General features: G+C 66.7%; 25 protein-coding genes. 12 read left to right on the forward strand and 13 right to left on the reverse strand.

Features of this window, described 5'->3' with window-relative positions; all coding sequences use genetic code 11:
* Window positions 1-161 precede the first annotated feature (161 nt).
* From GRX03_RS14055 to GRX03_RS14080, 6 genes are all read left to right on the forward strand, one after another.
* The gene (locus GRX03_RS14055; RefSeq protein WP_159764864.1) at window positions 162-956 is read left to right on the forward strand and encodes an enoyl-CoA hydratase/isomerase family protein; all 795 of its coding nucleotides are present in this window, start codon (window positions 162-164) and stop codon (window positions 954-956) included.
* 1 nt (window position 957) lies between these two features.
* Entirely contained in the window at window positions 958-1,854 is an 897-nt protein-coding gene (locus GRX03_RS14060) for a BKACE family enzyme (RefSeq protein ID WP_159764865.1), read from the forward strand.
* Window positions 1,844-2,668: an SDR family oxidoreductase gene (locus GRX03_RS14065; RefSeq protein ID WP_159764866.1), complete on the forward strand. Its 825-nt coding sequence runs from the start codon at window positions 1,844-1,846 to the stop codon at window positions 2,666-2,668. The genes GRX03_RS14060 and GRX03_RS14065 overlap by 11 nt, the downstream gene beginning before the upstream one ends.
* Window positions 2,669-2,723: 55 nt before the next feature.
* On the forward strand, window positions 2,724-3,176 hold the full coding sequence (locus GRX03_RS14070) for an RDD family protein (protein WP_159764867.1): 453 nt from the start codon (window positions 2,724-2,726) through the stop codon (window positions 3,174-3,176).
* Between the two features lie 82 nt (window positions 3,177-3,258).
* Entirely contained in the window at window positions 3,259-3,894 is a 636-nt protein-coding gene (locus tag GRX03_RS14075) for a uracil-DNA glycosylase family protein (RefSeq protein ID WP_368278497.1), read from the forward strand.
* 2 nt (window positions 3,895-3,896) lie between these two features.
* Complete coding sequence (locus tag GRX03_RS14080; RefSeq protein WP_159764868.1) at window positions 3,897-4,547, forward strand: Pr6Pr family membrane protein; 651 nt, start codon at window positions 3,897-3,899, stop codon at window positions 4,545-4,547.
* Here GRX03_RS14080 and GRX03_RS14085 read toward each other — a convergent pair.
* Window positions 4,509-6,104 carry an MATE family efflux transporter gene (locus GRX03_RS14085; RefSeq protein WP_368278499.1) on the reverse strand — a complete coding sequence of 532 codons (1,596 nt, stop codon included), beginning with the start codon at window positions 6,102-6,104 and terminating at the stop codon, window positions 4,509-4,511. The two genes, GRX03_RS14080 and GRX03_RS14085, sit on opposite strands and share 39 nt — an antisense overlap.
* An 86-nt stretch (window positions 6,105-6,190) precedes the next feature.
* Here GRX03_RS14085 and GRX03_RS14090 point away from each other — a divergent pair, with 86 nt between their 5' ends.
* A complete protein-coding gene (locus tag GRX03_RS14090; RefSeq protein ID WP_159764869.1) occupies window positions 6,191-6,658 on the forward strand; it encodes a pyruvoyl-dependent arginine decarboxylase in 468 nt (155 codons plus the stop codon).
* Between the two features lies 1 nt (window position 6,659).
* Here GRX03_RS14090 and GRX03_RS14095 read toward each other — a convergent pair whose 3' ends face one another.
* The gene (locus tag GRX03_RS14095) at window positions 6,660-6,977 is read right to left on the reverse strand and encodes an ASCH domain-containing protein (RefSeq protein WP_159764870.1); all 318 of its coding nucleotides are present in this window, start codon (window positions 6,975-6,977) and stop codon (window positions 6,660-6,662) included.
* 113 nt (window positions 6,978-7,090) lie between these two features.
* Between GRX03_RS14095 and GRX03_RS14100 the strand changes: the two genes are divergently transcribed.
* Window positions 7,091-7,318 (forward strand): hypothetical protein, encoded by a 228-nt coding sequence (locus GRX03_RS14100; protein ID WP_159764871.1) that lies wholly within the window; start codon window positions 7,091-7,093, stop codon window positions 7,316-7,318.
* On the opposite strand, the gene GRX03_RS14105 is transcribed toward GRX03_RS14100, so the two are convergent.
* The gene (locus GRX03_RS14105; RefSeq protein ID WP_159764872.1) at window positions 7,315-8,292 is read right to left on the reverse strand and encodes an NOG1 family protein; all 978 of its coding nucleotides are present in this window, start codon (window positions 8,290-8,292) and stop codon (window positions 7,315-7,317) included. The genes GRX03_RS14100 and GRX03_RS14105 overlap by 4 nt on opposite strands.
* A 185-nt stretch (window positions 8,293-8,477) precedes the next feature.
* Here GRX03_RS14105 and GRX03_RS14110 point away from each other — a divergent pair, with 185 nt between their 5' ends.
* Complete coding sequence (locus GRX03_RS14110; RefSeq protein ID WP_159764873.1) at window positions 8,478-9,014, forward strand: response regulator; 537 nt, start codon at window positions 8,478-8,480, stop codon at window positions 9,012-9,014.
* Window positions 9,015-9,020: 6 nt separating this feature from the next.
* On the opposite strand, the gene hisE is transcribed toward GRX03_RS14110, so the two are convergent.
* The gene (hisE, locus tag GRX03_RS14115) at window positions 9,021-9,317 is read right to left on the reverse strand and encodes a phosphoribosyl-ATP diphosphatase (protein WP_159764874.1); all 297 of its coding nucleotides are present in this window, start codon (window positions 9,315-9,317) and stop codon (window positions 9,021-9,023) included.
* A gap of 49 nt (window positions 9,318-9,366) precedes the next feature.
* Window positions 9,367-9,966 (reverse strand): pyridoxal 5'-phosphate synthase glutaminase subunit PdxT, encoded by a 600-nt coding sequence (gene pdxT / locus GRX03_RS14120; protein ID WP_159764875.1) that lies wholly within the window; start codon window positions 9,964-9,966, stop codon window positions 9,367-9,369.
* A 92-nt stretch (window positions 9,967-10,058) separates the two neighbouring features.
* On the opposite strand from pdxT, the gene GRX03_RS14125 reads away from it, so the two are divergent.
* Window positions 10,059-10,421 (forward strand): HesB/IscA family protein, encoded by a 363-nt coding sequence (locus tag GRX03_RS14125; RefSeq protein WP_159764876.1) that lies wholly within the window; start codon window positions 10,059-10,061, stop codon window positions 10,419-10,421.
* Here GRX03_RS14125 and GRX03_RS14130 read toward each other — a convergent pair.
* The gene (locus tag GRX03_RS14130; protein WP_159764877.1) at window positions 10,418-10,618 is read right to left on the reverse strand and encodes a dodecin; all 201 of its coding nucleotides are present in this window, start codon (window positions 10,616-10,618) and stop codon (window positions 10,418-10,420) included. The two genes, GRX03_RS14125 and GRX03_RS14130, sit on opposite strands and share 4 nt — an antisense overlap.
* A 280-nt stretch (window positions 10,619-10,898) precedes the next feature.
* Between GRX03_RS14130 and GRX03_RS14135 the strand changes: the two genes are divergently transcribed.
* Together GRX03_RS14135 and GRX03_RS14140 are read left to right on the forward strand one after the other, a co-directional pair.
* Entirely contained in the window at window positions 10,899-11,471 is a 573-nt protein-coding gene (locus GRX03_RS14135) for a response regulator transcription factor (protein ID WP_159764878.1), read from the forward strand.
* Window positions 11,471-12,136 (forward strand): DUF7504 family protein, encoded by a 666-nt coding sequence (locus GRX03_RS14140; protein ID WP_159764879.1) that lies wholly within the window; start codon window positions 11,471-11,473, stop codon window positions 12,134-12,136. Before GRX03_RS14135 ends, GRX03_RS14140 begins: the two co-directional genes overlap by 1 nt.
* Here GRX03_RS14140 and GRX03_RS14145 read toward each other — a convergent pair.
* The 7 genes from GRX03_RS14145 to GRX03_RS14175 all read right to left on the reverse strand — a co-directional run bounded on the left by GRX03_RS14145 (window position 12,125) and on the right by GRX03_RS14175 (window position 19,991).
* Entirely contained in the window at window positions 12,125-13,030 is a 906-nt protein-coding gene (locus GRX03_RS14145; RefSeq protein WP_159764880.1) for a phosphatase PAP2 family protein, read from the reverse strand. The two genes, GRX03_RS14140 and GRX03_RS14145, sit on opposite strands and share 12 nt — an antisense overlap.
* Window positions 13,027-14,823: an ABC transporter substrate-binding protein gene (locus GRX03_RS14150; protein ID WP_159764881.1), complete on the reverse strand. Its 1,797-nt coding sequence runs from the start codon at window positions 14,821-14,823 to the stop codon at window positions 13,027-13,029. The genes GRX03_RS14145 and GRX03_RS14150 overlap by 4 nt, the downstream gene beginning before the upstream one ends.
* A gap of 81 nt (window positions 14,824-14,904) precedes the next feature.
* Complete coding sequence (locus GRX03_RS14155; RefSeq protein ID WP_159764882.1) at window positions 14,905-15,912, reverse strand: DUF1611 domain-containing protein; 1,008 nt, start codon at window positions 15,910-15,912, stop codon at window positions 14,905-14,907.
* 77 nt (window positions 15,913-15,989) lie between these two features.
* Window positions 15,990-16,883: a Vms1/Ankzf1 family peptidyl-tRNA hydrolase gene (locus GRX03_RS14160; RefSeq protein WP_159764883.1), complete on the reverse strand. Its 894-nt coding sequence runs from the start codon at window positions 16,881-16,883 to the stop codon at window positions 15,990-15,992.
* Between the two features lie 54 nt (window positions 16,884-16,937).
* Window positions 16,938-17,444, reverse strand: a complete 507-nt coding sequence (locus tag GRX03_RS14165) for a DUF7519 family protein (RefSeq protein ID WP_159764884.1) — start codon at window positions 17,442-17,444, stop codon at window positions 16,938-16,940.
* The gene (locus GRX03_RS14170; protein ID WP_159764885.1) at window positions 17,434-19,335 is read right to left on the reverse strand and encodes a DUF58 domain-containing protein; all 1,902 of its coding nucleotides are present in this window, start codon (window positions 19,333-19,335) and stop codon (window positions 17,434-17,436) included. The genes GRX03_RS14165 and GRX03_RS14170 overlap by 11 nt, the downstream gene beginning before the upstream one ends.
* Window positions 19,332-19,991 (reverse strand): DUF4129 domain-containing protein, encoded by a 660-nt coding sequence (locus GRX03_RS14175; protein WP_159764886.1) that lies wholly within the window; start codon window positions 19,989-19,991, stop codon window positions 19,332-19,334. The genes GRX03_RS14170 and GRX03_RS14175 overlap by 4 nt, the downstream gene beginning before the upstream one ends.
* Between the last annotated feature and the right edge of the window lie 207 nt (window positions 19,992-20,198).

Raw genomic sequence — 20,198 nt, forward strand, 5'->3', positions numbered from 1 at the left:
TTTACAGACGACCGGGGTTAAGCGTTCGCGTCCCTCGGTGAAAGTGAAACGGCCCCGCCGGGCCGATATTTTACATTCTCTGATACAGAATAGCACTCGTATGTCATGCGGACACACGACAGTGGGGGTACCGCAGTCGACCCGATCCGGAGGGGATACGGATGGCTGAACCGCTCTCGACCGACGACCTCGCAGTGACGACCAGCGACGACGGCCTCGTGGTCCGGGCGACCATCGACCGCCCGGACCAGCGCAACGCCCTGGGCGAAACCGTCATCCACGGCCTGCGCGACGTGCTCGACGCCGCCGACGAGGGCGAGCAACGGGTGGTCGTCATCCGCGGCGCGGAGGGAACCTTCTGCTCCGGCGGGGACATGACGGAGTTCCCAATCGGCCAGGGGACACAGGCCTACCGGGAGAACTTCGGCTCGCTCGCCGGACTGATCGAGAAGATGCACGCGACGGACGCGCTCACCGTCGCGGCCGTCGAGGGGTACTGTCTCGCCGGCGGTCTCGGGCTGGCCAGCGCCTGTGAATTCGTCCTCGCCAGCGCCGACGCCGAGTTCGGGACGCCCGAGGTCGAGGTCGGTCTCTTTCCGGCCCAGGCGATGGCTCCAATCGCCCGTGCGGGCAGCGAGAAGGCGGTGCTCGATCTGCTCTTTACCGGCAAGCGGATCGACGCCGAGCGAGCCAGAGAGATCGGACTCGTGACCGACGTGGTTCCGGCCGCGGCCCTCGACGAGGAACTCGACGACCTGGTCGACACGCTCGCGGCGAACTCGCCCGTCCTGATCGCGATGGGCAAGGAGGCGTACTACGAGCACCGAGACATGGGATTCGGGGAGGCGCTGGCCTACCTCAAGGAGATGATCACACTGATCGCGATGAGCGACGAGACGGAGGAGGGGATCGACGCCTTCCTGACCGACAGCGAACCGGACTGGCGGGGGCGGTAAGATGTCGATCTACGAGCGACAGGACTCCACGAAGGGAAACGACCCCGAGAAAGTCGTCATCTCGGCGGCGCTGACCGGCGCGTTGACGACCCGCGACCAGTGCGGGGCGATTCCGTATACCCCCGAGGAGATTGCCGAGGAGGCCGCCGCGGCGCGGGAGGCCGGTGCTGCCGTCGCCCACATCCACGCCCGGACGCCCGACGGCTCTCCGACCTTCGAGACGGAAACGTACCAGCAGATCCACGACGAGGTACGCGAGCAGACCGACATCGTCGTCAACTTCTCGACCGGTGCGGTCGGGACGCCGGTCGAGCAACGACTCGAATACGTCGAAGAGGTTGAGCCGGAGATTGCGGCGCTGAACATGGGGTCGATGAACTACGCGAAGTACTCCGAAGACCGCGAGGATTTCGTCTTCGATATGGTCTTCGACAACCCCTTCTCGGAGATCACGACCCTCCTGGAGGGGATGAACGACGCCGGCGTCACCCCCGAACTGGAGTGTTTCGACACCGGACACATCGGCAACACCCGCCCGCTGCTGCGGGAAGGGGTGCTCGACCGACCGTTCCACGTCAGTCTCATCATGGGCGTACTCGGCGGGATTCCGGCGACCGTCGAGAACCTCGCCCACCAGGTCCGGCAACTGCCCGAGGACTCGACGTGGCAGGTAATCGGTATCAGCCGCGACCAGTGGCCGCTCGTCAGCGCCGCCCTGTCGATGGGCGGCAACGTCCGCGTGGGACTGGAGGACAATTTCTACCTGCCCGACGGCGAGATGGCCGAGAGCAACGCCGATCTGGTCGCGGCGGCGGCGGAGATGGCACGACAGGTCGACCGCGAGCCCGCAACGCCGGAGGAGGCACGCGAGATTCTGGGGGTCGACGATGACGGGTGAGGGCACCGACCGGTTCCCAGAGACGCCGCCCAGCACCGACATCTTCACAGAGGATTTGCTCGCCGGCGAGACGGCGCTAATCACCGGCGGCGGCACCGGCATCGGCGAACAGATCGCGCTGGCGTTTGCCGATCACGGCGCGGACGTGGCGATTGCCAGCCGATCGATGGACCACCTCGAACCGACCGCCGACGCCATCGAGCAGCGCGGCGTCGACGCCTGCGCGACGACTGTCGACGTGCGGGATCCGGACCGCGTCGCAGAGATGGTCGACACCGTCGAGGCGGAACTCGGCCCCGTCTCAGTGTTGCTCAACAACGCCGGGGCGAACTTCCTCACGCCCTCCGAACAGCTCTCGACCAACGGCTGGCGCTCCGTCGTGGGCACGATTCTCGACGGCACTGCCTACTGCACGTTCGAGGTCGGCGAGCGGATGATCGACCGCGGCGGCGGCGTCATCCTCTCGATGGGCGCGACCAACTCCGTCCGCGGCGCGCCCTACTACGCCCACTCCGGGGCCGGCAAAGCCGGCGTCCACAACCTGATGCAGTCGGTCGCGGCGGAGTGGGCGCGGTACGGGATCCGGGCCAACACCATCGCGCCGGGCGTCATCAGGACGGATGGCGTGATGGAGGTGATGGACGAGGCCACCGCCGACCAACTCGTCGAGGAGGACCTCGCGGCGGATCGACTCGGAACACCGGCGGACTGCGTGCCGATGGCGGTCTTTCTCGCCAGCCCGGCGGCCGCCTACGTAACGGGATCGTACTTCGTCGTCGACGGCGGGCAGTTGCTCTCGCCGGTGCCGGGCTAACCTCTATTTTTTGGTTCGGAAAGATTTAAATTTGTTTGATTTCACTTCAAATCACATGGGGTCCGATGAGCGGATCGAACCGACGCGAGAGTCGACAGGCGTCGTCGTCGAACGGGGCGTCGCGCAGTTCATCGACGGGCTCGTGATCCTCGCTATCGCGGTTGCGCTGGGGGTGGCCCTCCGAATTCAGTCCCAGGCCGCGGCGTTGATCGTGACTGCCGTACTCGTGTTCACCTACAACACGACTCTGGAAGGGTTCTTGAACGGACAGACGCTCGGAAAACGCCTCGTGGACATCCGGGTGGTCGACCGAAGCGGCGCTCCGCCTTCCCCCGCGCAAGCGGCGGCCCGAAACGTCCCAGGACTGATCCCAGTCGCAGGGATTGTCCTGCTCGTCGCGGCGCTGGTCGCCATCGCCTCGACCGATCGACGGCAGCGAGTCTTCGATACGGCCGCCGACACGTTCGTCGTCGGGACCAACTCCCGCCGCCGGGCGTCTTCGTCCTAACCCGCCCGTATCGCACCGTACGGACAGCCGGGTCGATAGTCGGCTCCGAAATGCCCTTGACGGCTCCCGTCGTATCACGGCTGTGGAGTTCATCGCAGACCGGAGCCGGAACCCCTTCGACATGGATCCACCCTGTGAGCGGTTCGTCCCCGGCTACGGCGTCACAGACGCCGACTTCCACGTCATCGGCGACCATCCGGGCGTCCACGGCGGCCTCGCGACGGGCATCCCCTTCACCGACATGCCGTGGTCCGAGCGGTTCTTCGACGCGCTCCGCGAGGGAGGTCTCCTGCCGGCCGCCGACGGCGACGGCCGGTTCGACTCCGTCCAGACGTACTTCTCGTATCTGCACATGTGCGAGTTGGACGGCGAACGTCCCGACGACGCCTCGTACGCCGATCTCGAACCGTACTTCGACGCCGAACTCCGTGCGATCACCGCACACGTCCTGCTTCCGGTCGGCAAACGGGCGACAGCACACGTCTTCCGGGAGTACACCGCCATCGACGCCGCGACCGTCGAGACGGCTGACCTGCACGCGACGGAACAACACGGTTCTGGGTGGCTGATCGTCCCGATCAAGGAGCCGGCGACGTGGACCGACGAGGACGAGCGAGCGCTCGTCGATCGGCTCCGGGGTCTGCTCGCGTCGGATTACAGGCAGATCTCGGATCTCGGTCGGTTCCAGCCCGACGGAGATCCGTACTTCGTCCGCTGAGTATGTCCCACATTCTCGCTCCCCGAATCACGCAGACGGACCGGAGCAGACGGCTCGCGGCGGCGATTGCGCTGGCCGCCTGGGCCGCCCTCTGCGTGTCTCTGCTCCGCTCGCTGCTGCCGGCGGACGGCGACCTCCTGTGGGAACTGGTGGTGTTCAGCGGCTTTTTCACCTACTGGACGAACGCCGCAGTCGCGCTCGCCGTGACGCTCCCGCTTCTGGCCCCCGAATCGAAGCCGGGACGGTTCTTCCGCCGGGCGAGCGTCGTCACCGGCGTCGCGGTGAGCATCACGCTGGTCGCCGTCGTCTACGAACTGCTGTTGCGGAGCGGGTGGGGGCCGCTCGGAATCGATCTTCTGCTCGATCTCCTGTTGCACTACCTGATTCCGGCCGCATTCGTGGCGTACTGGTGGCTGGTAACGCCGGTCGGCCGGCTCTCCTGGCGCGGGCCGCTGTCGTGGCTGGCTTACCCCGCCGGATACGCCGGGTTCGTCCTCGTCCGCGGGGCACTCACCGGCACCTATCCGTATCCCTTTCTGGATGTCGGAGCGCGCGGCTATCTGACGGTCCTCTCGAACGTCGGTGCGATCGGGGTGGCTTTTCTCCTTCTCGGCTCAGTGTTCGTCGGTCTCGGGCGACTGACCGGGCGCTGAGTCGGCCGTCGGGGCGATATCGTCGGCCGTGGTCTCCGCTGGCTCGTCGATGTACGCCTCCTTCCAGCCCCCCCGGAGCAGCCACGGCACCGCGACCGCGGCGCCGATGATGTTGCCGACGGCCATCCCGATCCAGATGCCGGTCTCGTCCCAGCCGAGTCCGAACACGAGCAGACAGACGGTCCCGACCCGGCCCACCCACAGCGTGATGATCGAGATGACCATTGCGGTCTTCGTGTTGCCGGCCCCTCGGAACGCCCCGAGGATGACCTGCGTGACCCCGATAAAGGCGAACTCGACCGAGCGGGTCCGGACGTACTCCACGCCGCTGGCCACCGTCGCGGGGGCGTCGGGCACGTCTCCGAGGAAGACGCCGACGATCGGTTCGGTGGCGACGACGGCGACGACGGCGACCACCAGCATGACGCCGGCGGCCGTCGTGACGGCGAGATAGATCGACCGGGTCGCCCTGTCGGGGCGGTTCGCCCCGAGGTTCTGTCCGACCATCGTGTCGATTGCCCGGCCGAGACCCATCGCCGGCAGAAACACCAGCGAGACGATCCGGTTACCCAGCCCGTAGGCGGCGACGACCGCGGGTGAGAAGCCGACGACGATGGCGACGAGCGTGATCTGCGCCAGCGCGTTCATGGAGTTTTCGACCATGCTCGGGACGCCGAGCCTGACGATATCCTCGATGAACCCGAGGTTCGGCCGCAGGTGCGCGAGCCGCACTGTGGGTCCGATTCCCGTCCAGAACAGCAGATAGAGCCCGATCGCACTCGCGGCACCGCGGGCGATGATCGTCGCCAGCGCCGCCCCCTCGATGCCGAACCCGGTGAAGCCGGTCGCCGCGAACAGCGCCGATTCGACTCCGCCGAGCGCGACGAGGCCCAACAGCGGGTTCCCCTGGAATCCGAAGATGAGGAAGGGGTTGATGAGGACGTTCGCGACGACGGAGAGCACCATCACGTACATCGGCGTTCGGGTGTCGCCGTAGCCGCGCAGGATCGCCGTGAAGACGAAAAAGCCGAACAGGAAGGGGATGCCGAGGAAGAACACCTCCATGTAATCGGCCGCCAGCGGGATGATCCGGTCGCTGGTCTCCTGTGCCGACGGGAGCAGTTCCAGCCCCGGCCTCGTCAGGAGGTAGCCGACGGCGGCGATGACCACCGAGAGGGCGCTGACGAAGGAGACGGTCTGTCCGGCGACCAGCCCGGCGGACCGCTCTCCCCCCGCGCCCGTGTACTGGGCGACGAGGATCGCACCCGCGGTGGTGAAACCGGCAGCGATGGAGATCAGCAGGAAAATGAGCGGAAAGGCGAGGCTGATCGCAGCGACGGCGTCCGCAGAGAGCCGACCGAGATACAGCGTGTCGACGACGTTGTAGGTGACCTGCAACAGTTGGATGATGACGACCGGCCAGGCGAGGTGAAACAGCGGGCGCAGGAGACTCCCCTCCGTGATCGACTCCCGGCGTTCGTCCGCGTCGTCGGCCTCGGACCGCTGTTCGTCCGTCTCGGAGGGCGGGCCGTTGGCCTCGGTCGACTCGTCGCTCACTACAGCCCCCCTCGGCCGGGAGGAACCTCAACGTTCTGATCCGTCGAATCGCTACGCTCAAACGGCTCGGGACACGCAACTCGTGTATGATCAGGCTCGTCTGGGGAACCGGCCACGCCGCGACCGGCAAGGCCTCCTTCGACGCGGCGCTCGCCGACGCCGGTCTCCACCAGTACAACCTCCGGACGCTCTCCTCGGTCATCCCCGCCGGGGCCTCCCTGGAACTCGCCGAGACCGCGCCGGATCTCGGTCCGACCGGCAACGCGCTCGACGTCGTCCTGGCGCGACAGACGAGTCCGCCGGGTGCCCGCGCCGCGGCCGGATTGGCGTGGGTCCGCGGCGAGGACGGTGCGGGGATCTTCTACGAAGCCGCCGATACCGACCCCGAGACGGTAGGCGAACTGCTCCGTGTCGGCATCGAGCGGGGCTGTTACATCCGGGACCTGGACTACGGCGGCGTCGAGACGAAAATCGTGACGGCGGACTCCGCCCCGGACGAGTACACGACCGCCGTCGTCGTCGCGGCCTACGGCGACAGCGAGCCGCTGCTGTGAGCTACTCGACGCGCTCGACGCGGTGGCGGACCACGTCGGTGTCGTCGTCCCACTCGAAGTCGCCGCCGTGTGCGCGGACCATCCGCTGCTTGTAGGCGTCCAGATCCTCCGACCCCTCGCGGCGGGCGTCCTCGTCGGTCATATCGCCCAACTTCCGCTCGGTCACGTCGACGACCTCGAACGTGTCGCCGTCGAGTTCGAAGGTATCGCCCTCGTCGGCGTACTGCTGGCCGCGGTGGATCTGCGTCATCTCGCCGGCCGCGACCGCTTCGAGCGTCTTCTCGTTCGGGAACAGGGACTCGGGATCGATCGTTGCCATCTCGTCCTGTCGTTGGACTGTGGACACAAGAAAGCATCCGCTGTCGCCGCTTCACCCCGTCTCGGTCGCGGCAAACCACACAATTTAGTACGCCCAGTCTCGTGGTGGCCTGTATGGACATCTCCTACGACGACAAACTGGCGGTGCTCGGCCTCGTCGCCGGCGGCTACGTCTTGGTCACGGTCATCGGGACGCTTCTCGGCCAACCCTGGGCGACGGCGGCGGAGGGCATCGTCGGCCTCGTTCAGGTTGTCGGCATCCTGCTTTCTATCCTCGTCGCGGCGATTCTGGTTCTCGTCACCCAGGATTACGATGTCGGCGAACTGCTCTCGCTCGGCTAACGGTCCTCGTCGATCGGCAACTCCGGCTCGTATCCGACCGCCTCGATCATCGCATCGAGCACTTCTTCGACGTTCTCTCCGGTCGTGACACTCATCGTGTACTCCGCCTCCGCCGGCGGGTCGCCGTCGAACCGGTCCCGCTTGTTCGCGACGGTAATCACCGGCACGTCGAACCGCGCGACGATGTCGGCGCGCAGGTCAAGTTGCACGTCCAGCGGGTAGCCGCAGTCGCCGCTGGGATCGAGCACGACCATGACGGCGTCACCGGCGTGTTCGAGCGCGCTGACCGCCTGCGATTCGGAGTCGTTGCGCTCCTCTGGGGGTCGGTCGAGCAGCCCCGGCGTGTCGATCAGTTGATACCGGATGTGGTTCGCTTCGACGTGGCCGACCTGGATGTCTGTCGTCGTAAACGGATACGAGGCCTCCTCGTTGCTCGCCCGGGTCACCTCGTTGACGAAAGAGGACTTGCCGACGTTCGGGTAGCCGGCGACGACGATGGTCGGTTCGTCCGGGCGGATATCGGGGAGTCCCCGCAACTGCTCGCGGGCGTCGGCAACGGCGAGGAGGTCGTCTTCGACCTCCTCGACCACGTCGGCAATCCGGGCAAACGCCTGTTTGCGGAACTTCGTCGCCGTCTCCAGATCACCAGACAGCCGGGGTTCGTACTCGTATCTGATCTCGGTGGCCTTGTTGCTCGCCCAACTCAGCTCGTTGAGGTGCTGGCGCAGGGCGTCGGCGTCGACGATCGCGTCTGCAAGCTCGTAGTAGAACGGATCGAGACGATCGAAATCCGGCCAGTCGGTCACGACGTTTTCGAGGTTGTCGGAGACGATGTTCGCCGCCGTCAGCAACATCGACTGCTGGGCGTCGGTGCCGGCTTTCGCTCGGCCCGCCCGGGCGGCCCGGGAAAACGCCTTGTCCAGGAGCTCGTCGCTCCGGGGCGTCGTCGGCAGATTCTCGAATGGGTGGCTCATTGTCCGTCTCTACCGGGTGCGGACTGAAAAGACCGTCTGTTCCGCGGACTCGCCGTTTCAACTGTCGGTGTCGGCGCCGTGGATTGTCATAGGCGGTACCTAACTGGTTTGTTGTTTATCGTCTGTCGAACACTAACTAGTTATCCTGAGCGCTACTATGGCCGGGTCTCGTAGTAGCGTTCGATATGACTGGTGAGGAGTCTGCGAGTGTTCTCATTGTCGACGACGAGCGACCGTTGCTCGAATCGTATGCGGCGATGCTCGAACGATCCTACGAGGTGCAGACGGCCGCGACGGGTGCGGAAGCGCTCGAAGCCGTCGACGAACAGACGGACGTCGTCCTGCTCGACCGCCGCATGCAGGAGTACGAGGGCGAGGAACTGCTCGCACGGATCCGCGACCGTGGCCTCGACTGTCAGGTCGTGTTCTGCTCTGCCGTCGTTCCGGACGTGGAGATTCTCTCCGTCGAACCGGACGGCTATCTCCACAAGCCGGTCGGGACCGACGAACTGATCGAGACCGTCGAACGGCAACTCGAACAGGCCGACGAGCCCGAATCGGTCCGGGAGTATCTCCGTCTCGAAGGCCTCAAATCCACCCTCGAGGAGGCACAACCGCTGTCCCGGCTGCAGTCGACGGCGGCCTATCAGGACCTGCTCGACCGCGTCGAGCGAAAGAAACAGTGTCTCGATAACTCACACCACTCCGCGCCGGCCGCGTAACCGTTCTCAGCGCCGGTCCGCGAGTTCCTCCCGGAGATCGGCCAATTCCATGTCGTGTATCGAGAGCACGACCAGCAGGTGATAGACGATATCGGCGGCCTCGTGGGCCATCTCCTCGGTGTCCTCGTCTTTGGCCGCGAGCAGGAACTCCGTCGTCTCCTCGCCGAGCTTCTCCAGCGCGGCGTTTTGCCCCTTCTCGTGGGTGAACAGCGAGGCGGTGTAGGAGTCTTCCGGGAGTCGTTCCTTGCGGTCTTCGATCACGTCGAACAGTTCGTCGAGAATCTCCTCCGTGGAGTCGCTCATACCGTCATCTTGACGCCGACGGGTTTCAGCGCGTCGGAACTGAGACCGATCAGGCCCCGGCGAGCACTGTCTCGAAGAAGGCGAGGTCGTGGATCCGGGAGTCGTCGGTCAGTTCGGGGTGAAAGGAGAGTCCGACGACTGGCCCCTGTCTGACCGCGACGGGGTCGTCCTCCCACTCCGCGAGCACCTCGACATCGTCGCCGACGCTGTCGATGACGGGCGCGCGGATGAAGACGGCGGGAAACGGCTCGTCGAGTCCCGTCACCGAAAGCGGTGCCTCGAAACTGTCCCGCTGTCGGCCGAAGGCGTTTCGCTCGACGGTCACGTCGAGCAGATCTAACGTGTCGACGCGGTCGTCGTTGGCGTCGGTACTGACGAGGATCAGCCCCGCGCAGGTGGCGAGAATCGGTTTGCCGGCCTCGGCGTGGGCGGTGATCTCCTCGGCGATCCCTTCCCGGTGGACGAGCCGCGAAATCGTCGTCGACTCCCCGCCCGGAAGCAGGAGCACGTCACACTCGGGGACAGTCCCGGACTGGCGGATCTCGACGACTTCCGCGTCCTCGCCGTGGGCGTCTGCGGCCCGGCGGATCGCCGCCGCGTGTTCGCTCACGTCGCCTTGTACTGCCACGACACCCGCTCGTACCGTCATACGCCATCGTAGGGGACTCCCGAGAAAAAGCCGTTCGGTCCCGTGCGCGCGCAGCGTCAGGGTTAACACTCCGGGACACGCTACGATAGCGTATGAGCACGACCGACGACAGTCCCCAGCACTCCGGTATCTCGGTCACGGAGGCCGCCGCCTCCGAGGCGATTTCGCTGCTCGAAAGCGAGGACATGGACACCGACATCGCCGGACTTCGGCTATACGTCCAGCAGGGCGGTTGTGCCGGACTCTCCTACGGGATGCGGTTCGACCACGAACCGGAAGAGGACGACACGGTCTACGAACACCACGGGCTGCGCGTGTTCGTCGACCCCGCGAGTATGAACTACATCGAGGGTTCGGTCCTCGATTACGAAGGCGGTCTGCAGGGCGAGGGGTTCCACGTCGAAAACCCCAACGTCGTCAGCGAATGTGGCTGCGGCGAGAGTTTCCGAACCTAATCCTCTAGCTCGAAGGCGACCTCGACCTCCGCCTGATACTCCCGACCGTCGGCGCTCGCTATCTCGACGCCCATCTCCTCGACCTCGACCCAGTGGACCTTGTCCAGGGTGTCGCGGGCCCGATCGATCGCGTCGTCGACGGCGTCGTCGAACGATTCCGAACTCGATCCGATCAGCGTGACTTTCTTGAATACCATTGGTGTCCCCCGTGGCAACTGGCTCACAGCACGAAATACTGTGGTGCTGTGTACCATCCCACACGAACGGATTTGGTACGCTATCACATAAAGGTCGACCCGACGAGCGTCGCGGGCCGAGAACGGCCGTCGGGCCGACGCTCCTGTTCGGTCGCAACACTCCCGTTTGCCGGTCCTCACGGCAGCGTACGGTCACCGAGAGCGGTCGTCGCGGCTGCGCTCCCGCGTGGTTGTGGTGTCCCCACAAGGCTATGTGGGTCGAAAGCAAAGGGTATCGCAGATGGCCCCATCGGACCCAGTCGTGTTGATCGTCGAAGACGAGCCGGACGTCGCCGAGACCTATCGCCTGTGGCTCGAAGACAGCTACACTGTCGAGACGGCCCGCAACGGCGACGAGGGGCTCGACAAACTGGACGAGTCGGTCGACGTCGTCCTGCTCGACCGGATGATGCCCGGCCTCTCCGGGGACGAGGTGCTCGAACACATCCGCGAGCAGGGGATCGACTGCCGGGTCGCGATGGTAACAGCGGTCGAGCCGGATTTCGACATCCTGGAGATGGGGTTCGACGCCTACCTCTCGAAGCCGGTCAAAAGCGACGCACTCGACGAAACCGTCGAGAATCTGCTCGAACGCTCGACGTACGACAGCCTCTTACAGGAGTACTACGCCCTCGTCGAGAAGCGCGCGACGCTGGAAGCGAGCAAGAACGCGGCCGAACTCGACGACAACGAGGAGTACGAACGACTGAAAGAACGGCTCGGGGAACTCCGGGAAGACCTGTCAGAGACACTCGGCGGGATCGAAGACGACGAGGAGTTCATCGCGACGATCCGCAACATCGACGACAACTGATGTACGACCTCTCTGCTGTCCTCGGGTTCGATTGGGCCGTGACGCTGGGTCCCGGTACGACGCTCTGTCTCGCCGACACGGACGGAACCGACCCGACTCGCTGGGTCGACGCGGTGCTTGCGGACGGACTCCGCAACGGTGAAGCCGCGGTTCTCGTCTCGATGGACCGACCGGCGACGGCCGCGCTCGACGACCTCGGCGCAGACGTTGCGCCCCGGTCCGTCTGCGTGATCGACTGTCAGGGCACGGAACGGACACGCCGGACGCTCGACGACGGGACGTTCGTCTACAGCGTCCCCGACGCCGACGATCTTACGGGAATCGGAATCGGACTCACGGCCTGTCTCGATCGGCTCGCGGCCGCGGGTCACGACCGCGGCCGAGTCGGCTTTCACTCGTTTGGAGTGATCCTCGACCGGGTCGGCCAGCAGGCGGCGTTCAAATTTGCTCACGTCGTCTCCTCGCGGCTGGAGTCGGCCGGGTTTCTCGGCGCCTTCGGGCTCGAACAGCCACACAGTCCGAAGTCGAGGCGGATTCTCGGGGAGGCGTTCGACCGGACACTCGAACTCAGGCAGGGCGCACAGGGCCCCGAGGGACGGACTCTGGGACGGCGGGGCGACTCGGGTCCGTGGAGAGCCGTCCCGGCGGCCGAGTCAGATCGGTAGATCGATCCGCTCGCTGGTGAACTTCCGGAGGCGTTCGACGCCGGCCCGGGCGAACCGGTCGATCGGCTCCCGAAGCCGACGGCCGACGGTCCCGACTCGCCCGTCGAGGTTCGACGGGTCGGTCAGCCAGGCCGCCGCCCGGACGCTGATACACGCGAGGACGGCCCCGGCGACAACGTCGGTCAGCCAGTGGATCCCGAGATACATCGTCGAGACGATGACCGACAGCGCCAGCACGACCGATATCGGAAGCCAGGCGGGATACTCCTCGCGGGTCCGGTAGGCCAGCAGGGCAACGGTGACCGCCAGAGAGGTGTGCAGCGAAGGGAAGACGTTGACGTTCGCGTTCACCTCGGTCGTGAGGAGATTGGCCTCCGGCCAGTAGACGTACAGCAGTTGGTCGACGATATCCGGCATGACGTTGCGCGGTCCGTACGCGATAAACAGCAGGTAGCAGAACACGCCGATCACGTAGTTGAGCGCGTACGAGATGATCGTCTCCCGGACCGGCCGGTCGTCACGCATCACGAGATACGCGACGACGGGGAACACGAGCAGGAAGACGTAGCCGTAGATGTAGGTGTAGGAGAAATACACCGTCGCGGCGGGGGTGGCGTAGCTCTGCAGGACCGCGACGAACTCCCCTTCCAGCGCGAATATCTCGTCGGTGATCTGCCAGTTGAGCAGCCACGACAGCCGCGGGCCGACCGCGCGAAGCACCGAGTTGACGATCAGAACGCAGACGAGCAGCAGAATGTACGGGAACAGGTAGAACAACCGGTCCGACGCCTCGGTTCGGAACTCCCAGATCCGGTCGAGGCCGACGATAGTGACGGCTCCCGCGACGATCAACACGGTTACGACGACGCTGATATCGGGGAGTAGCGGGATCATCGGAGGATGAGCGTATCGTTTTCGTCGAATGCGAAGCCGCGCTCGCGAAACGCCGCCCGGGCCGCCTCGACGTCGACATCACCGCCGGAGCCGATGAACGGGACGACGGGGTCCTCGCCGTCGAAGGATAACTCCTCGGGATTCCACCTCGTGCCGTCGAACGGATGTGCCACCGGTCGCCCGTACCCCTCGAAAATCTCGTCGGCGACGTAGTTCTTGTCGACGAGCCGAGCCACCAGTCGGCGGAAATACGGGTTACTGAACGGTGCGACTCCGGTGTTGTATCCGATCTGGTACGGCGAGTGTGACTGTTCGGTGAACTGCGATACCCCTGACGCGCTGATAATCCGCTCGATGACGGCTCCTCGGGGGTCGACGCTGGTCGCGGTCGCGTCGATCTCGCCGTCGGCGACCAAACTGACCGCCGCCTCGTTCGACGGCACGACCGTGAACTCTACCCTGTCGAAGGCCGGTTCACCGATGAACGCATCGGGAATCTCTTCGAGAATCCCCGCGCCGCGCTGGAGGAAATGGTCGTTGAACGGCCGGAGTACGACCGATTCGTCCGTCGTGACCTGTTCGACGGTGAGCGGTCCGCTCCCGACGGCTTCGATGTTCGAACTGACAATCGCGTTGGTGATGTTGTCCGATCCCTCGATTCCCTGGATGTCGGCAACGTCGCTCATCTCGCGCCAGATGTGCTCCGGAAACACCGGTACCGTCAGCGCGTGGACGCCGACCTCGCGGCTCGTCTCGACCATCGAGAGTTCGACGGTCGTGTCGTCGACGGCGTAGGCGTCGGAGACGAGGTCGCTCCAGGCCCGAAACCGCGGCGCCGGGACGGTCTGTGCGACCGTGCCCAGCGACGTGTCCGCGAGAAACTGGTAGGTGAAGGCAACGTCGCTGGCGGTGAGACTGGTGCCGTCGTGCCAGCGCTGTCCCGGCCGGAGCGAGACGCGGAGCCGACCCGAGTCCCAGCTGTACTCGGAGGCCAGCCAGGGGACGAACTCCCCCTCGATCAGCCGCACCGGTGGGTCGTACAGCAGGTCCGTCACGGGGTTCATCCGGCGGTACTCGGCGGACAGCGGGTTGAGGTTCTGCGACATCCGGGCGTCAGCGGAGCCCAGCCGCAGGACGAGTTCCTCGGAGGCCGAGACGCCGGTCGCCCGGTCGAGGGTGAGATAGGACAGCGGATTCTGCAGCGGGTATCGCTCCCAGCCGGTGAAGTTGTCGGTCCGGGCGGCCCGGATCTCGTCGGGGAACGCGACGGTCGTGAACGGCTGTTCGCGACAGAGCAACTCCAGGGCCTCCCCGACCGCCTCCCGGCGCTGTGTACCTGCCGTCGCGCGCTGGCGTTCGAGCGCGTCGTCGAGCGAGAGGCTCGCGTATCTGTACGGGTTCTGCCAGCCCGGCTCGGTCGCGTACACCGAGTGCAACAGCCCGTACAGCGCCTGTGGATCGTCCATCGGTGGGATCTGGGCGATGAACAGATCGAAGTTCCCGTTCAGGAGCACCTCGCGGTAGAGTTCGGTCTCGGGCAACACGTTCAGCGTCGCGTTGATCCCGACCGCTTCGAGATTCTCGACGAGGTGGCGCGCGAGCAGCGTCGCCATCCGATCCGAGTCCGCCGGCGGCGCGGTCACCGACAGCGACACCGCGGAGGGCGAGTCGCGGTTGAGAATGCTCCTGATCCGCTGGATACAGCCGCTGGTGGAGGCGAGCGTGAGCCCCGCCGCTCCGCCCAGAAGCTCCCGCCTGCTGATTGTCGGCCCGTCTGCCGCGGCTGTTTCCATCGGTAGTCTATCTGTATTTAATTCGCCGTCGCATACATAAGCGTGCTGATTGGTGTCTCGCCCGCGAACGGTCCCCTGCGTTTACAACACGGCGTCGAGCACGGCCGCCGCGCCGTCCCGCACGGGGTCGGTCACCGGCGCGTCGAGCGCCTGTTCGTACGCGTCGAGACGCTGGTCGGCTTCGTCTCTGTCGAGGGCAGCGGTGTTGAGAAAGCCGGCGTCGACGGTCGCACCGGAGACCGGCGCGGCCATCGACTCGTACAGTTGCGCGTACGACCCCGGGTCCGGCAACTCGAAGCGCTCGTAGCCGCCGACGCGTTGGCGACCGGCGACGTGACAGAGCACCAGCGAGTCCGGCTGTGCCCCGTGGAGGATGGCCGTCGTGACTCCCGAGTAGGCCGGGTGAGCGAGCGCTCCCTGCCCCTCGACGAAGAGCACGTCGTGATCGGCGGCCGCTGTGACGAGTCGTTCGGTCGCACCGGCGGCGAAGTCGGAGATGACCCGGTCGATGGCGATGCCCCGCCCCGAGATCATGATGCCCGTCTGACCTGTCGGGACCACGGCGGCGTCGAGCCCTCGCTCGCGGGCCGCCGCCCGTAGCTCGTAGGCGCCGGTCATCTTCCCCGACGAGCAGTCCGTCCCGACGGTCAGTACGACGCGAGCGTCCACGTCTCCCGCGGTCCCCGAGGCGACCGTGAGATCCTCCGGCGGCCGGCGCACGTCCCGTATCTCCCCGGCGTGTTCCTCGGCCAGCGCACGGAACTGTTCGTCCTCGCCGAGCAGGTAGTGGAGTCCGGCGACGACATCACAGCCCCGTCGTAGCGCGGCCGCCACGTCGGGCCGCCAACTCTCCTCGAAGCCGCCGCCGATCGGTGCGATGCCGATCAACAGAGCGTCACACTCGGGGGCATCGTCCATCTCCGCGACGATGGGTGCGTCCTGTACATCGGGGAGGTGATCCCGGACGCGCTGGCCGGCCCGCTCGCGGTCGAGTACCGCGACCGCGTCGTGGTCGCTGTACCGGAGCACCCCGACGGCCGTCTTGGCGTCGTCCGGAAACTGCTCGTGGGCGAGAATCGCAACCCGCATAGCTGTACACGCGAGTGGGCAACGGGTAAATCTGATCCCTCGGGCCGACACCGACAGCGCCGAGACGCGCCGCCAACTCACAGGGTGCGAACCGGCACGGACCAGAACTGCTCGGCGGCCTCGCCAAGCGCCTCCTCGGGCGGTCCGGTGGCGCCGACGGCGCTGGTCACGTCGGCGCTGTCGTCGAGTTCACCGAGAACGGACCGCTCGCCGACGAGATACAGTCGCTCCGCGTCGCGTTCTTCGAGGGCCGCCCGACACCGGTCGAGATGGGTGTCGATCTGCTCGTCGCGCAGTCGCTCGAAGCGACCCTGTGAGAACCCGCCCTTGGAATGTTGGCTCTTGAGATCGCTGTCGAAGCCGTGGAAGCCGACACGCTCGTCGCCCTCGTAGGTGCCCATCGCGAACAGATCGGACCGAACCAGCGCGAGCGTGTACCGGCCGCGGGGCTGGAACCACTCCCGCTCGAACCCGAACCGCTCACCCCACTCGGCAAACGGCTCCGGGCTGACGGGTGGGCGCAGACACGCTCCGATCAGTCCGGCGTCGTCCCCGACGACCAGACAGGGTGCCGCTCGGGCGACCAGCGGGGTTCGCTCCCCGAAGGCCTCGCGGACCTGCTCCGGGAGGTCGTGTTCGTCCGCGACGTAGGCGGTCAGCGCCCCCTCGGGACCGGTCTCGTACGATTCGAGGCGGTCGAGCAGTTCGTCGAGCCGCCGCCCGCGGAGGGTCGTTTCGGTGCGGAAGTCGACGCTTTGCTCTTCGCCGTCGAGCCGCTCGACCCGGTCTTCGAGTTCCTCGACGCGGTCTTCGAGCCTGTTGGCTCGTCGCTGTGCCTGCTGGCGGTCGGTGACGGCGTCGGCGCGGCGGCGCTGTTCGGCCTCCAGTTGGGCTTCGAGGCTCTCGATCTCGGCTTCGAGTTCCTCGATGCGCTCTTTGAGTTCGGTCCGACCGAGCAGATCGTCCAGCATCGTCGGATCGGTTGGCTGGCAGCTATTAAAATCCGGTGGCTGTCGGTGTCGCGCCTACCGGAGCAGCATCGCCACGGCGACGACGCTGGCGAGAAAGAGGCCGACCGCCAGCAGCGACGCGGTCCCGGCCGTCGACCGGAACACCAGGTAGCTCCCGCCGCCGCCGGCCCCGGCGACGGTCACCGTCGCGACCGCGTGGACGAGTTCGACACGGAGGGTCTTCCCGCCCCGGCCGACCTGTCGGCCGAGCCTGATCGCGTTGCTGGCGAGTACCCAGGCGAGGACCACTAACCCGGCCGCCGTGACCAGCCACACCGTCTCACCGATCCTCTCGAACAGCACCGCGACCAGCACCACGCCGGCACCCAGGGTCACGACCTGCTGGCTGGCGCGCCACAGTCCGATTCCGACAGCGGCCGTCCCGACGAACGCGATGGCCCCGCCGAACACCGTCTCGGCGGCGACCGCTCCCGCGAGCACGGCCGCTACGAACGCCCCGACGGTTCCGAACAGCGGCGGCCTCGGGTCGTGTTCTGCGACGGAGACACGCTCACCCTCCATCCTGCTCACCCAGTTTCGGTGCTGGCTGCGGCTCCCCGAGTTCGACCGGAATCCCCGCCGAACGTAGCGTCGACCGGCGACGCCACCGTTGGAGGCGCGCGTACGCCGCGCCGGTCGTCTCGCTGTCGGCGTCCGCCGGGCTGAGGACACACACCCCCCGGCCGGTCGCCTGTAGACGCCGACACAGTTCGACACTCCCGTCGTCGGCCAGCGGCGAGACGACGACCACCTGAACGCTTCGGGCTGTCCGCGCGGACAGCCACGCGACGGTCTCCTCGATCGAGCGACAACCGTCGGGAGCGGTCCACCCGACGCAGTCGGGATCCGCGAGCGCCCGCCGGAGCGTCGCGTACTGCTTTTCGCCCGCCCGCGGTGGACGCCACTCCGTCCCGGTTGCCGTCGCCAGACCGACCGGCTGTCCGTCGTCGAGCAACCGTGTCCCGACGCCGAACGCCATCTCCGCGCCGGTCCGTGGAGCAGGGATCGCTCCAGCAGCGGGGGCGACGTACGCCGGCGGCCGATCGTCGACCATCAGGATAGTTCGACTCCGTGCGGGCTCGACGAACTCGATAGTCGCTAACTCGCCGGTTTTTGCCCGCCGCCGCCAGTCGATCCGTGCCGGGGGGTCTCCGTGCCTGTACTCCCGGAGCGTCTCGAATTCGACCCCGGAGCCGGTCTGCGCGCCCGCGTGCCGGCCGGACAGCGCTGTCAGTTCCGATGGTTCCAGTTCCGGCGCTCCCGTTCGCTCGAATCCGCAACTCACGGTTGTCGATTCGGCGACCGATTCGATTCGCTCGGTGACGCCGACGAAATCACTCGCGATTACGACCGCTGGCTCGAACTCGTGATGCCCGTCGACGGCAGTTACGGTGTAGTCGAACGTGGCAGTTTTCCCCGGGCGGAGCGCGCTCGCGAACCGCGGTGAGCCATCGACGACCGTCAACCCGGGAGGAACGCCGTCGATGACGCGGAGATCCGCCAGCGTCCGGTCGCCGTCGTTCTCGACTGTCACCGTTACCGTCATCTCCTCTCCCGGATCCGGTGCGGCTGTCTCGACCGAACGGGTGAGCGTGACAGACGGGTCGGGCTGGCTGTACTTCGCCGTCGCCGCGAGCGCGAGTCCGACCGTCCCGAGTAACACGAACCCGGGGGCGCTCGCGAGCACTCCGACCCCGCTCACCACAAGCGCCGTGACGGTGTACAGCGCCGCCCCGCTCGTCGACCGAGAGACGGGAAGCCGATCTGTCGGCCAGTACGGACCCGCCGCAGTCCGCTTCGAACCGGGCCGTGTCGACTCCCCCGCCGTCTCTGTGAGTCGCGTTTCGAGCGCGGCGACGACCCGACGCGCCCGGCGGACCGTCGGTAACTCGCGGTCGGTCGGAATCGGGAGTCGCTGGCGGAGCGAGAGCGGCGGGGTGAGCCCCTCGGTGAAAAAGGCGGCCGCGCGCTCGTCGTCGGTCCAGCGGCCCTCTTCGAGCCGGGACCGCGCTTCGGATCGACTGCAGCCGGCCGTGTGCTGTATCACCGCAATCGCCTGCGCCGTGAGCCTGTCGAGCAGTTCCTCCCGGGGGGCAGTTCCGTCGACCAGTTCCGACCCCTCGCGCCTGACAGCTCTGCGCCCGACGAGTCCGACGGAGTCGAGCAGTTGCTCGAACTCGCTGCCCGGACTGCGATACTGCGGTCGCCGTTCGGGGTCGGGCAGGTCGAGATTCGGCCGCGACGAGGAGTCCGCCTGGCTGGCGGCGACCAACAGCCCTCCGGAGACGACGACGAGAGCGAACGCCGTGAGCACAACCGTCGGAACGCCGGCACCGGCAACCGGGACGACCATCACGCCGATTCCGAGCGCACAGAGGCCCACTCCCGCGACGACGATCACTCGGTCGTTCATCGTTCCTCCCCGCCGGCGACATCGAGCCGCTCGCCGAGTCGACGCGCGCGCCGTTCGAGCTCGTCGGTCGCCTCCGCGCCGCCGTACCGGACGGCACAGAACGCGGCAGTCAGCTCTTCGACGGCCTGTCGTGGCTGTCCGCGTTCGATCGCGGCCGTCCTGACCTCCGCCGGCGAGACACTCTCCCGATCCGGATAGGCTGATTCCTCCAGCAGCAGCCAGTTCCGGAACAGATCGTTCGACGCCGGTCGGTCTGCAACCGCGTACTGCCGCCGTCTCGGGTCCGTCTCCGTCTCCGAGTCCGGGGTTGCGGTCGTCTCTGTCGACCCGTCGTCCCCCCGTGTCAGCCCGTAGAGGGCGAGACACCCCCCGAGGACGAACAGCACGAGTGCGAGTACCATCTCCGCGACCGAGCGCTGTCCGGCCGTCGACGGATCGGTCGTCTCGCCTGTCTCCGCGAGCTGGTCGGAGCTGTCAGTTCCGCCGCCGTCGCTGCCGCCCTGTCCGCCGGCACGTTCCGGCGGCGGGCGAGGCTGTCCGTCGGTGCCCGACAGATCGGGATCGACCGTCTGCAGTCCGCTCTCGACCGACGCGGCGGTCAGGCCCAGCGCGAGCACGGCCACCACTCCGAGCCCGAGAAACGTGATCCGTCGCATGTCAGCGTCCGGTTTCCGCGGGGCTGGATCCAGCGGCGACCGCCAGCGCCGGTGCTCCGGGCGGTTCTGCTCCAGCGACCTCCCGGGAAACGCGAGCGTTCGCGCTTCTGAAGCGGTCAACAGCGCCGCGATTGCCGATCACTCGACGAGCCCGCACACGGCGGATGCCGTCGCTCGACTCCATGTGTCACGATATGTTCCAACTGA

Origin of the sequence: Halovenus carboxidivorans (assembly GCF_009831575.1) — an archaeon.
GTDB classification, from domain to species: Archaea; Halobacteriota; Halobacteria; order Halobacteriales; family Haloarculaceae; genus Halovenus; species Halovenus carboxidivorans.